Consider the following 12,785-nt stretch of genomic DNA (forward strand, 5'->3'; position numbering starts at 1 on the left):
CTACGCGCCATTTTTATTTAGGGTCGTTGTTTTATGTCACATGCAGCCGAAGCCAAAGCACAATATAACCTGAACAAATTACACAAACGCTTGCGTCGTGGCGTAGGCCAGGCTATTGCCGACTTTAATATGATTGAAGAAGGCGACAAAGTCATGGTGTGCTTGTCAGGTGGTAAAGACAGCTACACTATGCTGGACATATTGCTCAACCTGCAACAATCTGCCCCTATTCAATTTTCTATAGTTGCAGTGAATCTGGACCAAAAACAACCTGGTTTTCCGGCCGATGTATTGCCTAATTATTTAAGCCGTATTGGTGTTGATTTTCAGATTGTGACTGAAGACACCTACTCTATTGTCAAAGACAAAATTCCTGAAGGCAAAACCACCTGCTCTTTATGCTCCCGCCTACGCCGTGGTATTTTATACCGCACAGCCAAAGAGCTGGGAGCCACTAAAATTGCATTGGGCCATCACCGCGACGACATGATTGAAACTATGTTTCTGAATATGTTTTACGGCGGGAAAATGAAGTCTATGCCAGCTAAGCTGATTAGTGACAACGGCGAGCATATCGTCATTCGTCCCCTGGCCTATTGCCGCGAAAAAGACATCGAAAAATACTCCATTGCCCGTGAGTTTCCGATAATTCCTTGTAACTTATGTGGCTCACAAGATGGTTTACAGCGTCAGGTCGTCAAGGAAATGCTGCAGGACTGGGACAAACGTTTCCCTGGCCGCATAGAAACTATGTTTCAGGCCATGCAGAACATTGTGCCCTCTCATATGATTGACAGATCTTTGTTTGATTTTGCTGGTATCAGTAAGGACAGCCCACTACCTTCAGAAGGTGATATGGCCTTTGATAAACCTGACGTACCTAAAGTACCGGTAGGTTTAATCCAGGATGAAGACGAACCAGCAACTGCAACGGTGCAATTTGTAGAGCTGACGTAGGGGCTGGGTTTGCCCTGCCCGTCTCATACATTTAGCGCTTGTTAAATTCATCAAAGAGCAGCATCAGCTGCTCTTTTTCATTGGGGTAACCGCTTTGTAGCAACAGTTCAATCACCACTTCCGCTGTACACAAAGCCCCTTCTTTTTGATTACGCCGAAGTCTATAGGATGAAGGCTGATCAGTTGCAATACCCAGCCGATAGCAGGATTGCAAATATGGGCTTTGCCTGAGCATTTTGGCGGCTTCCTGCCAGGTTGCATCCACCAACAGCCAATGCCTGACAGCTTCAGCCTGACGCAATGCCAGTTGATTAGAAGCAGTTAGATTTTGAGGCTGATACAGGCCCAGTTGCAACAGATAACAGGCTACAGGCGTTTCAGCCGTCATCAGCTCAGGTGACAAGGGATAAACTAACCCCAGCTGTTGCTGAGTTGCTAATTCTAACAGCCGTACATCAGGCTCTTTACGTTGCCATTCAATCAGTTCAACCCTGATCTTCAAAGATGCGGCCAAAGCCTGGAGCGCCAGAGCACCGGTATTGGTCGCCTTATGCAGTTCCCTGCTGTGGGTCAGCAGATAAAGTACCAGCTCCGGCATATGATTTAAGGTTGCTGTAACAAAGGCGTGGCGTGATCCGGTACTTTAGAAAACTCAACTGTTGCACTGTCAGCCAAACTGGCTGGTAACTGAACACGACAACGAGTTTGCTCACACAGCAGTTGCTGCTGAAAAGCTGCATCTGTACTTTGCGCCATCACTTCGGTCGCAAAATGTAGGGTCAAACCCGAAACATCTGGTAACCAGTACTTACCAAGACCAGCCAATGAATCCAAAAGCTCGTCGAACTGGCTTTGTAACTTACGCAATTGAGCAATAGTCACCTGTTGTGGCACTGGCATTTTGCTGCGTAACTTAAAGTTTAAATCGCAGGACTGAGCGCTCTCTGGCTGCTTCAATACGATTAATGCTTTACGGCTATTAAGCAGCTCATCGTAAGGTAAAATCAGCTCACCATTGTTGGCGATAGTCAAAGGCGCTTCAGAAATGTCTGTTGTGATCACTGCATTATCCACAACACAAGGATCGTTAGTGCCGGTTTTTTGCAGCATAAAGGCCAGCGTAATATCACTGAATTCGACCTTTTCGCTTTTTTTCATCCGGGAATAAAAGCCATCGTAATTAAATACGGTATCAGCTAAGGCTGAACCGCTAAAAACAACCAGCGCACTGGCCAGAACATAAGATTTCATCATTAGCTGTCTATATGTTTAGTATTGGCTTTGAGCATGGTATGGATTTCGTTAACATAATCCTGGCCACGCTCAGAATACCGGATCAACCCTGTCACCAGATGGTGTCCGGCTACTTCGCCTTCAGCGCGGCGTTTTGCTCTGATTTGACGTAAATCTTCATACACATAAAAGGTGTTCAGATTGTAGAAGTAACTGTTAATTGCAGCAGCTACATGAGGAAACACTGCCACCTCATGGTACTTACCTGCACTGCGTTTTTGTGGCACCAGGCCACAACCTGCTCTGAAACACCACTGACCAAAAAAGTTATAGGCCTCTAAAGCAAAGCGACTGCTGCCCCAGCCTGATTCTTTTGCAGCCTGGATCAGCACCAAGTCCGCAGGTATCATATCAACCCGGCTTAACAATAAACGAAAACCTTCTGTATCTACGTCCGGATAATCCAGCTTAAATTCGTCGTACAGGCTATAAATAAAAGCGTATTCTTCCACTGTCAGTTCTTGTTGAGTCTGCTTCTGCTGAACTTCAATGATCTGCAGCCGGATATGCAATAATCTGGCGTTTTCTCGTTCTATAAACGGTAATAAATAGTCAAAAAAAGCCTTTTTCTTTTCAACCACATCTTTGTATTGCTCAAAATCCGGCACTGGCAGTAATTCGGGCATAGCCACAGGATAAGCCAGTCGTTTTAATAACTTGCGTTGATCAGCTGCATCCAGAGCTTCCAGCTTTGATGGCATTTGCCAATCGGCTAATGAAGCAATGTCTTCAACAGGAGCTGGTCTCAGCCATGGGTAAGCCGCGGCACAAAGCACGACAGCCCATAACAACAACCAAAAGCTCAATTCTGTTTTTTTCATGCGATACCCTGATTTCGCTTTTATCCGAGCCCGCCACTTAATGAGCTGGACCACAACGGTGCGTATTCTAACCAGATCCGTTGATAGTTTCGACCACAAAATGGCCTGAATACTAAACCCTCCCGGACGGAATTATGCTAACTCGTTGTATTTAAATAATATTTAAGTTGGCAGGAAAACTGCATACTCAGCTATAACTATGAAAAAAGGAGAATAACATGCGTAAACTTACTTTAATTTCTGCTCTGGTTTTGGCTTTATCTGCAACAACGGCAGTAGCTGACGATGTCAAAGTGCTCGAAAAAACTATAGATGCAAAAAGCTTTACCAGGCTGGTGCTGGACGTTCCTGTTGGTGAAATTGACGTAAAAGTAGCTGAAGGAACAGAAATCAGCTTAGTTGTCGAGTTAGAAGCTGACAAAAACTGGTTAGGTCGCAGCTCTGATATATCAGACGCAAGCATCAATGTACGTGAGGACGGTTCCACCCTGAAACTGAAGGTCGATCTGGAAGATGACGACGATGTAAAACAAAGCTGGACAGTAAAAATGCCTGCAGAAATGGCGGTGGCCTTAAATTTAGGTGTAGGCTCTGTTGAAGTTGACGATCTGACTTCAGATATCAATGTCGATTTGGGTGTAGGCGATGTGGACATCAAAGTAGACACCAGCCTTTATGCTTCCATCGAACTGGATGCTGGTGTAGGAGATACATCTATTAAAGGTGGCAAAGGCCGTTATCAGCAGGAACGTGTATTAGTCACCAGTTCGAGTGAGTTAAATGGCTCAGGCAAAGCTGAACTGGAAGCCAATGTAGGTGTCGGTGATATTGAAGTACGCGATAACCAGTAACTATCACTCAAACAAGCTTTAAGGCGCTTTATGCAACCAATTGGGGGTAAAGCGCCAATAGGTTGCAAGAGCCTGCTTTAAATCAAAAAAACTGGTTAATGGCAATGAGTCACCGCTGATACAAGCGTAAGTAAAGCGGTGGCAGTTGTTCCTTAACAAGTCGTAATCCTGATAACTGTAAATCTGGTCTATAGCCCTGTTTGCCGCAATGTCTGAGCCTATGATCTCACCTGCCGGATTGGTGGCGAAAATCAGTTCGGCACCGGATCGGTCTGCCAGAAAACGATTAAAGGATAAAGAACGTACCAGGCCAGAGCCTGCCAGCTCCACTATTTGCCCTTCTCCTATATAAATGCCTGTGTGCTCAAAAAACTGAAAAATTTCGCAGCCCACCACGGCGCCAACAGGGATAGTTCGCAGACTTGTCATAAAGCTCCTGATTTTGCCGCTTTTTTTTGCAATCATACTTGCAAAAGACGTCTAGGCGTGTAAAAAGGTGTAAGCAAAGATTTTCAATGAAAACAATAGACGGAGACATAAGGGTAGCGGTATGAAACCAATAGAGCGCTCGACAAAATTAGATGGGGTTTGTTATGACATTCGGGGTCCGGTGGCACGTGAAGCCAAACGGATGGAAGAAGAAGGTCAGCGTATTTTAAAGCTCAATATTGGTAATCCCGCGCCTTTTGGTTTTGAAGCGCCGGATGAAATTTTAAAACACGTGATCCACAACCTGCCCACAGCTCAGGGCTACAGCGATTCGCAGGGCATTTATCCGGCCCGGGTTGCTGTGGCGCAGTATTATCAGCAGCGCGGAATTTTAGGTGCCGATGCGGATGACGTGTACATTGGTAATGGCGTATCAGAACTGATTCTGATGTCGTTGCAGGCGCTGTTAAATAACGGTGATGAGGTGCTGATCCCTTCCCCTGATTACCCGCTCTGGACAGCTGCAGTCAATCTGGCCGGCGGCAACGCCGTGCATTACCGCTGTGACGAACAATCAGACTGGTTTCCGGATTTAGCTGATATTCGTGCCAAAATCACAAAAAAAACCAAAGCTCTGGTGCTGATTAATCCAAATAATCCGACAGGCGCTGTGTACTCTAAAGCGGTTTTATTGGATCTGCTGGCCATTGCCCGTGAGCATAAGCTGGTGGTGATGAGTGATGAAATTTACGACAAAATTTTGTATGACGGCGCAGAGCATGTTACGACGGCTTCGTTAACCGACGATTTATTTATGCTGACCTTTGGTGGTTTATCGAAAAACTACCGTATCGCCGGTTTTCGTGTCGGCTGGATTTTATTATCCGGCGCTAAACATCTGGCCAAGCACTATGTAGAAGGTTTAAATATTCTGGCTTCTATGCGCCTCTGTGCCAACGTACCTTGTCAGCATGCAGTGCAAACCGCATTAGGTGGCTATCAGAGTATTAACGAGCTTATAGTGCCAGGTGGCCGTTTGTATGACCAAATGGACTTAGCCCATAAACTGGTGACCAGTATTGATGGTATCAGCTGTGTGCGGCCTAAAGGCGCTATGTACTTATTCCCTAAGCTGGATCGTAAAAAGTTTAAAATCAAAGATGATGAACTGATGGTGCTGGATTTCCTTCGCCAGCATAAAGTACTGTTGGTGCATGGTAGGGCGTTTAACTGGCCAGAGCCGGATCATTTCCGTATTGTGTTTTTACCCCACAAAGAACAGCTGGAAATGGCGATTGGCCGCTTAGCGCAGTTTTTACCGGGTTATCAACAGTAGCATCAGCAGTAGTGGATTAGCAGTAAAAGGCCATAATGATTACGGATAAAAAACCAAGCCATTTTTTCGCTCATCTGTTCCGGATGAAGCTGATTAACAGATGGCCGCTGATGAGAAACGTCAATACTGAAAATGTGGCTGAACACAGCCATCAGGTGGCTGTGGTAGCCCATATGCTGGCGCTTATTCGTCGTGAAGTATTTGCAGGTGAAGTACAACCTGAGCGGGTGGCAACACTAGCGTTGTTTCATGACGCCAGTGAAGTACTGACCGGTGATCTACCTACGCCAGTTAAGTACTTTAACGCGCAGATTGCTCAGGAATACAAAAAGATAGAACGTATTGCTGAGCAAAAGCTGCTGTCGATGTTGCCAGAGAAATTGCAGCCCTTTTATCAGTCCTTGCTGCTGTCAGAACAGTATTCAGCGGATGAAAAGCTGCTGGTCAAAGCGGCGGATACGCTTTGTGCTTATGTCAAAACTCTGGAAGAGCTGTCTGCCGGCAATCATGAATTTGTGCTGGCGAAAAAGCGTCTGGAGGCTGTGCTTGAAGGCTACGCTCTGCCGGAAGTGAACTACTTTCTTGAGATTTTCATCCCAAGCTTTTCGCTGTCTTTGGATGAAATCAGTTTGCAGGATGGTCAATTGTAATCGCCAATCCGATGCATCTCGAAATCATAAGGGCGCGGATTTATTTGCGCCCTTTTCACACCTGCTCAATGCTGATCCCGGCAAACTTCCTGATTAAACTCAAACTCTATGGTGGTATGTTCAAGCTGATAAGGCTGGAGCAGCTGCCGTATTTGCTCTTTATGCGTTTTTAACTGCTCGGTAGCAGTTTCCGCTTTTAACACCAGATGGGCTGTTAATACATGTTTTTCGCCATCCAGCGACCATAAATGCAGGTGATGCACTTCCTGCACAAACTCAAGGTGCTGCAACTGGTGCTCTATTTTGGCCGCCAGTTTTGGATCCGGGCTGACCTGTAAAAACAAAGCCAGAGTGCGGCGCAAATTACGCCAGACATTGATTAGAATAAAACAGGTAAAACCTATACTTAATACCGGATCAACCCAAGCCCAGTCGGTAAAATAAATCAGAATAGAACCAACCAGCACAGCAACCCAGCCTAATACATCTTCCAGCAGATGCCAGGTCAGAATTTTTTCGTTTTGGGTTTTACCGCCTCGCAGTTTAAATACCGCAGCGCCATTCACAACAACACCCAGAACAGCAAGTCCCATCATGCCCATTGCATGAGGCAGTTGCGGCTGCCATAAACGAGGTATGGCTTCATACAAAATCCAGCAGGAGCCCAACACTAAAATCACGCTGTTGACCAAAGCGCTCAACAAGGACCAGCGCCGGTAACCATAACTGTAACGGGGCGTCGCCTCCTTGCCAGCGATTTTAGCGGCAAACCAGGCAAAAGCGATCGCTAGTGTATCGCCTAAATCGTGCATCGCATCGGCCATAATAGCCACGCTATTAGTCAACCAGCCGCCAATAAATTCAATGATGGTAAAACTGAAGTTCAGCCAAAAGGCGGTGGCTATATTGCCCGATTCAGAACCATGATGATGGTGATGATGACCAAAGAGGCCATGGGAATGCTTATGCTCGTCGTCATCTTTGTGGTCATGCTCTGCGCCATGGCTATGATTACAGCTTGCGCCATGCTGATGAGTTTTGTGGTCTGGATTTGAATGATCGTGAGGCATGCTACACCTGAAAAAAATGCCGTAATATGAGTACCATATCTGGTTTTGTCTGGCTCTGCCAGCGCACAAAGTGCCTTACCAGGTAGAATTTAAATTATTGCCTGCTTCAGGCAGAAAAAAGCTTGAGCCAAAGCCAACAAAACATTAGTCTGAAACTGAAGTTTGGCTGAACGGTGCCGATACAAAAGCATTCACCAGGAAGAACAAAAACAACAGATGCCATTGAATATCCCCCTGCTTATGCTCACAGCTATTTGTGCTTTATTGGCAACACCTGTCATGGCGGGCAGTATCAGCCATCAAAAAAGCTCAGATTATGCCGCCTGGTCGGAAAACAACCGCGATGGCAGTTGGACAAGGATCACAGAGCAGGCTGTGGCACAATCACCGCTGATCAAGCTGGTGCCAGCCGATATACAAAACTTCTGCCCTCTGTATGCCAGTTTGCAAAAGCAGCAGCGCAGTCAATTCTGGGTGGCTTTGTTTTCCGCTATGGCTAAACCTGAAAGTAACTTTAAACCCCAGTCGTTTTATCAGGAAAAATTTAAAGACGGCAAAGGTCGCCGCGTGATCAGCCGGGGTTTATTACAAATATCCCACGAAAGCGCCAACCAAGCCCGTTATTCCTGTGATATTAAACAGCCACAGCATCTGCATGACCCCAAAGTGAATTTAAGCTGTGGTGTGAAAATCATGAGCAAGTGGGTAAAAACTGACGGCGTGATCAGCCAGCCAGGCTGGAGCAAAGAGCCCAAAGGCGGAGCTCGTTATTGGTCTACATTAAGACCACAACGAGGAAAAGTGCAGCAAATCGCCAACTTCACCCGCCAACTGCCCTTTTGTGATCCGTATGCCAGCAGATCAACCAAAGCCAAATTAACAGTAGCGATTTAAGTTGTGTCCTTAGCGTTGCGGGCCGTCAAAGTAACCAGGGCTATGCCGCCTAAAATCGCTATTGAAGCCAAAATTAAACGTAAACTAAAAGGCTCAGCCAAAAACAGCACTGCCCCCATAGCTGCGACCAGAGGCACACTTAGTTGTACCGTTGCTGCTGTACTGGCTTTTAAATAAGGTAACGCTGTGTACCAAAGCGCGTAGCCAAGACCTGATGTCAGAGCTCCGGATAGGACAGCGTACCAAACACCATCTAAATCAAGCAAAAGCCCGTCAAGAAACACCAGAGCCAGAATCAAAGCCAGAGGCACAGTGCGAATGAAATTACCTGCAGTGACTTTAATCGGGTCGCCACCGCTTTTCCCCCGCAATGAATAAACGCCCCAGGCTACACCAGCCATGATCATCAGCAAACCCGCATCAACTGGGGGTGCGGATAAACCCGGCAATAACAAGCCAACCAGACCAGCGCAAGCAAAGACAAAACCAAGGCTTTGTAACAAGCTAAAGCGCTCACCCTGCCAGAGACCATAAGCAATCATACTGGCTTGTACTGCACCAAATAACAGTAAAGCTCCTGCTGCCGTACTTAAGTTGACGTAAGAGACTGAAAATGCGATGGCATACACAAACAATGCCAAAGCCGACCACCAATTTCCCTGACCTGCATTATGTTCTGTCCGGATTGAAATCAGCAGCCAAAGAACCAAAGCCCCGGACATCAGCCGCACAGCAGTAAAACTGACCGGATCAATAGAGGTTTGGATCAATGCAGCCCGACACAACAGCGAGTTACCGGCAAAAGCTAATAAAGCCAGAAGGGTAAAAATGAAAACTCTAACAGCGGACATAGCTAATGTTCATATCTAAATACAATGTTTGCCAGCATAACATTGTAAAAACAGAGTTAAATCAGAGAAGGAGGAAAAGATAAATCAAATACAGTCAAAACCATAAATTACGGGTATAAAAAAGCCACCCGGAGGTGGCCTTTTACTCTGCTCAAAGAATTAAGCAGTTAAAGCTTCTTTTGCCTTAGCGACTAAAGCAGCAAATGCGCCTTTGTCGTATACAGCGATATCAGCCAGGATCTTACGGTCGATTTCAACAGATGCTCTTTTCAGACCATCGATGAAGCGGCTGTAAGATAAACCGTTCTGACGAGATGCAGCGTTGATACGCGCGATCCACAGTTGACGGAATTGACGTTTACGTTGACGACGGTCGCGGTAAGCGTATTGGCCAGCTTTAATAACTGCCTGGAAAGCGACACGATAAACACGACTGCGGGCACCGTAGTAACCTTTAGCCTGGTTTAAGACCTTCTTGTGACGAGCGCGAGCTGTCACACCACGTTTTACTCTTGGCATTTAAAATCTCCTAATATTATGCGTATGGCAGACAACGAGCGATACCAGCCACGTCAACTTTTGCAACTAACGTTTTTGGACCTAACTGACGCTTACGCTTAGAAGACTTCTTCGTCAAAATGTGGCGAAGATGTGATTGCTTACGTTTAAAACCGCCTGAGCCGGTTTTTTTAAAGCGCTTTGCAGCACCTTTGTTGGTTTTCATCTTTGGCATAGTTAAATAACTCGCATTGTTTAAATTACAACGAATAATAAGGCGATAAAAAACGCCGCTTTATTCAAGCGGCGTATCTTATGCTTGAAAGCTCTTATTACTTCTTATTTGGGGCCAGCATCATGACCATCTGGCGACCCTCAACGCGGCTTGGGAAAGATTCACAGATAGCGATATCTGTCATATCTTCTTTGATCCGGTTAAGCATCTCAATGCCGATGTCCAAATGCGCCATTTCACGACCACGGTAGCGGAGCGTTACTTTAGCTTTGTCACCCTCTTCAATGAAGCGACGCAGGTTGCGTAGTTTTACCTGGTAATCGCCTTCATCAGTTCCAGGCCGGAATTTTATTTCCTTAATCTGGATCTGTTTTTGCTTTTTCTTCTGCTCTTTAGCAGCTTTGCCTTTCTCAAACAGGAACTTACCATAGTCCATCAACTTACAAACAGGTGGTTCAGCGGTTGGGCTAATCTCTACCAAGTCAGCGCCTGCTTCTTCTGCTAAACGAATAGCTTCTGAAGTGATTACTACACCTAATTGCTCACCTTCCAGACCTAACAAGCGTACTTCTTTAACGTTGATTTCTTCGTTAATACGGTTTGGTCTGTTCGCCGGTAAAGTTTTCTTTCCTACTTTAATAGTATGTTCCTCCAAGAGTGAAAATAATTAGACCCGGTTTTTAATTTCAGTGGTCAACTTGGTTACAAAGTCGCTTACACTCATTTTTCCGAGGTCTTCGCCCTTCCGTGTTCTTAACGCGATATCACCGGCTTCAACTTCTTTGTCACCGACTACCACTAAATAAGGAACACGCTGTAGCGTGTGCTCGCGGATTTTAAAGCCTATCTTCTCATTTCTCAAGTCAGAAATAGCTCTAATACCATGAGATTTGAAAGTTTTTACTAAATCCTGCACATATTCGGCCTGATTATCGGTAATATTCATCACCACAACCTGAGTTGGGGCCAACCAGGCTGGGAAAAAGCCTGCATATTCTTCGATCAGAATTCCGATAAAACGCTCCAGCGAGCCTAAAATCGCACGGTGGATCATCACTGGTACTTGTCTGTCGTTGCCTTCAGCAACAAAACTTGCACCTAAACGACCCGGTAAAGCGAAATCGAGCTGCACTGTACCACATTGCCAGGCGCGGCCTAAGCAATCGTGTAAAGTAAATTCAATTTTAGGGCCATAAAACGCACCTTCACCAGGTTGCAGGTCATAGGCTATGCCATTGGCATCCAAAGCTTCTGCTAAACCCTGTTCAGCACGGTGCCACATTTCGTCTGTACCAATGCGTTTTTCCGGACGAGTGGATAATTTCACCTGCACGTCTTTAAAACCAAAAGTGCTGTACACGTCGAACACCATTTTGATACAAGCTGATACTTCAGCCTGCACCTGATCTTCAGTACAGAAGATATGGGCGTCATCCTGAGTAAAACCACGCACCCGCATCAGGCCGTGTAAACCACCTGATGGCTCGTTACGGTGACAGCAACCAAACTCAGCCATACGCAGCGGTAAATCACGGTACGACTTTAAGCCCTGGTTAAAAATCTGCACATGGCCAGGACAGTTCATTGGCTTGATGGCGTAATCACGGTTCTCAGAACTGGTAACAAACATATTGTCTGAGTATTTTTCCCAGTGACCGGATTTTTCCCACAGCACTTTGTCCATCATAAATGGACCTTTGACTTCCTGGTAATCGTATTCGCTCAGCTTTTCACGGACAAAAGTTTCCAGCTCACGGAAAATAGTCCAGCCGTCGTTGTGCCAAAACACCATGCCTGGTGCTTCTTCCTGCCAGTGGAATAAACCTAAAGCTTTACCAATTTTACGGTGGTCACGCTTTTCCGCTTCTTCCAGTTGCAGTAAATACGCAGCTAATTGCTTTTTATCTGCCCATGCCGTGCCGTATACACGTTGCAGCATTTTGTTTTTGGCATCACCACGCCAATAAGCGCCCGCCACTTTCATCACTTTAAAGTGCTGGCAGAACCGCATATTTGGCACGTGTGGGCCACGGCACATGTCGATGTATTCTTCGTGATGGTACAAACCAGGCTGATCGTCTTTGGCGACGTTCTGATCGAGGATTTCCATTTTGTAGCTTTCGCCACGCGCAGCGAAGGTGTCATAAGCTTGTTGCCAGCTTACTTTTTTCTTCACTACGTCATATTCGGTTTTGGCCAGTTGCAGCATACGCTCTTCAAGTTGAGCTAAATCATCACTGCTGATTGGACGGTCTAAATCAACGTCGTAATAAAAGCCGTTGTCGATGACAGGACCAATCGCCATTTTGGTATTTGGCCACAACTGCTTAATGGCATGACCTAATAAGTGAGCACAGGAGTGGCGGATAATTTCCAGGCCTTCCTGATCTTTGGCGGTGACAATGCTTAACGAAGCGTCTTCAGTGATTAGCTCACAGGCATCAACCAACTGGCCATTGATTTTGCCGGCTATGGTGGCTTTCGCCAGACCTGGGCCTATGTCTTTGGCAACGTCTAATACAGATAAAGGGGCGTCAAATGAACGCTGACTACCGTCAGGTAAAGTAATAACTGGCATGATAAGTCCTCACAGTGGTGGCCCATACCAAGGGCCACGTTGTTGAATGGTATAATGCAGATTTTATGCGCCTTACGTGCCAGTAGATGACCCCCACTAAGAGCCATTTGGTACACAGCTTGGTACACAAAATTTATCCTGCAAGCGGCATGATAGCAAAACTAAGACCATATTCACAGAAGCTATAATCTGACATCATTAGCTTATTACCGCAGAAAACTTAAAGTGTGAGATTAAAATGAGTTCTGAAAATATTTCGCTTTTGTCTTTAGCTATATCTCTGGCGGCTTTTTATTTAAGTTTTATAGCTTACCGAGCAGAC

The 12,785-nt window shown here is 45.8% G+C and carries 15 protein-coding genes; 5 read left to right on the top strand and 10 right to left on the bottom strand.

Annotation, left to right across the window (positions count from 1 at the left end; all coding sequences use genetic code 11):
* Window positions 1-33: 33 nt before the first annotated feature.
* A complete protein-coding gene (gene ttcA, locus P3C17_RS19895; protein ID WP_300931043.1) occupies window positions 34-957 on the top strand; it encodes a tRNA 2-thiocytidine(32) synthetase TtcA in 924 nt (307 codons plus the stop codon).
* A gap of 31 nt (window positions 958-988) precedes the next feature.
* Here the strand turns inward: ttcA and P3C17_RS19900 are convergent, their stop codons facing one another.
* From P3C17_RS19900 to P3C17_RS19910, 3 genes are read right to left on the bottom strand one after another with little or no spacing between them, the layout of a single operon-like run.
* Window positions 989-1,555, bottom strand: a complete 567-nt coding sequence (locus P3C17_RS19900) for a tRNA-uridine aminocarboxypropyltransferase (RefSeq protein ID WP_300931044.1) — start codon at window positions 1,553-1,555, stop codon at window positions 989-991.
* Between the two features lie 5 nt (window positions 1,556-1,560).
* On the bottom strand, window positions 1,561-2,211 hold the full coding sequence (locus P3C17_RS19905; protein WP_300931045.1) for a DUF2987 domain-containing protein: 651 nt from the start codon (window positions 2,209-2,211) through the stop codon (window positions 1,561-1,563).
* Window positions 2,211-3,071 (bottom strand): glucosaminidase domain-containing protein, encoded by an 861-nt coding sequence (locus P3C17_RS19910; RefSeq protein ID WP_300931046.1) that lies wholly within the window; start codon window positions 3,069-3,071, stop codon window positions 2,211-2,213. Before P3C17_RS19910 ends, P3C17_RS19905 begins: the two co-directional genes overlap by 1 nt.
* 218 nt (window positions 3,072-3,289) lie before the next feature.
* On the opposite strand from P3C17_RS19910, the gene P3C17_RS19915 reads away from it, so the two are divergent.
* Entirely contained in the window at window positions 3,290-3,922 is a 633-nt protein-coding gene (locus tag P3C17_RS19915) for a hypothetical protein (RefSeq protein ID WP_300931047.1), read from the top strand.
* Window positions 3,923-3,940: 18 nt separating this feature from the next.
* On the opposite strand, the gene P3C17_RS19920 is transcribed toward P3C17_RS19915, so the two are convergent.
* Window positions 3,941-4,351, bottom strand: a complete 411-nt coding sequence (locus tag P3C17_RS19920) for a hypothetical protein (RefSeq protein WP_300931048.1) — start codon at window positions 4,349-4,351, stop codon at window positions 3,941-3,943.
* 121 nt (window positions 4,352-4,472) lie between these two features.
* On the opposite strand from P3C17_RS19920, the gene P3C17_RS19925 reads away from it, so the two are divergent.
* Together P3C17_RS19925 and yfbR are read left to right on the top strand one after the other, a co-directional pair.
* Window positions 4,473-5,687, top strand: coding sequence for a pyridoxal phosphate-dependent aminotransferase (locus P3C17_RS19925; RefSeq protein ID WP_300931049.1), 1,215 nt, complete (start codon window positions 4,473-4,475; stop codon window positions 5,685-5,687).
* 35 nt (window positions 5,688-5,722) lie between these two features.
* A complete protein-coding gene (yfbR, locus tag P3C17_RS19930) occupies window positions 5,723-6,337 on the top strand; it encodes a 5'-deoxynucleotidase (RefSeq protein WP_300931050.1) in 615 nt (204 codons plus the stop codon).
* Window positions 6,338-6,402: 65 nt separating this feature from the next.
* On the opposite strand, the gene P3C17_RS19935 is transcribed toward yfbR, so the two are convergent.
* Window positions 6,403-7,407, bottom strand: a complete 1,005-nt coding sequence (locus tag P3C17_RS19935; protein WP_300931051.1) for a cation diffusion facilitator family transporter — start codon at window positions 7,405-7,407, stop codon at window positions 6,403-6,405.
* A gap of 216 nt (window positions 7,408-7,623) precedes the next feature.
* On the opposite strand from P3C17_RS19935, the gene P3C17_RS19940 reads away from it, so the two are divergent.
* Complete coding sequence (locus tag P3C17_RS19940; protein WP_300931052.1) at window positions 7,624-8,301, top strand: transglycosylase SLT domain-containing protein; 678 nt, start codon at window positions 7,624-7,626, stop codon at window positions 8,299-8,301.
* On the opposite strand, the gene P3C17_RS19945 is transcribed toward P3C17_RS19940, so the two are convergent.
* The 5 genes from P3C17_RS19945 to thrS all read right to left on the bottom strand — a co-directional run bounded on the left by P3C17_RS19945 (window position 8,298) and on the right by thrS (window position 12,463).
* Window positions 8,298-9,152 (bottom strand): DMT family transporter, encoded by an 855-nt coding sequence (locus P3C17_RS19945; RefSeq protein ID WP_300931053.1) that lies wholly within the window; start codon window positions 9,150-9,152, stop codon window positions 8,298-8,300. The genes P3C17_RS19940 and P3C17_RS19945 overlap by 4 nt on opposite strands.
* A 159-nt stretch (window positions 9,153-9,311) precedes the next feature.
* Entirely contained in the window at window positions 9,312-9,671 is a 360-nt protein-coding gene (gene rplT / locus P3C17_RS19950; protein ID WP_008898705.1) for a 50S ribosomal protein L20, read from the bottom strand.
* Between the two features lie 16 nt (window positions 9,672-9,687).
* Entirely contained in the window at window positions 9,688-9,885 is a 198-nt protein-coding gene (gene rpmI / locus P3C17_RS19955) for a 50S ribosomal protein L35 (RefSeq protein ID WP_040554869.1), read from the bottom strand.
* Window positions 9,886-9,982: 97 nt separating this feature from the next.
* On the bottom strand, window positions 9,983-10,525 hold the full coding sequence (gene infC / locus P3C17_RS19960; RefSeq protein ID WP_040554878.1) for a translation initiation factor IF-3: 543 nt from the start codon (window positions 10,523-10,525) through the stop codon (window positions 9,983-9,985).
* Window positions 10,526-10,552: 27 nt separating this feature from the next.
* Entirely contained in the window at window positions 10,553-12,463 is a 1,911-nt protein-coding gene (gene thrS / locus P3C17_RS19965) for a threonine--tRNA ligase (protein ID WP_300931054.1), read from the bottom strand.
* Window positions 12,464-12,785 lie beyond the last annotated feature (322 nt).

Origin of the sequence: Rheinheimera sp. 1928-s (assembly GCF_029269265.1) — a bacterium.
In the GTDB taxonomy this organism is placed as follows: Bacteria; Pseudomonadota; Gammaproteobacteria; order Enterobacterales; family Alteromonadaceae; genus Pararheinheimera.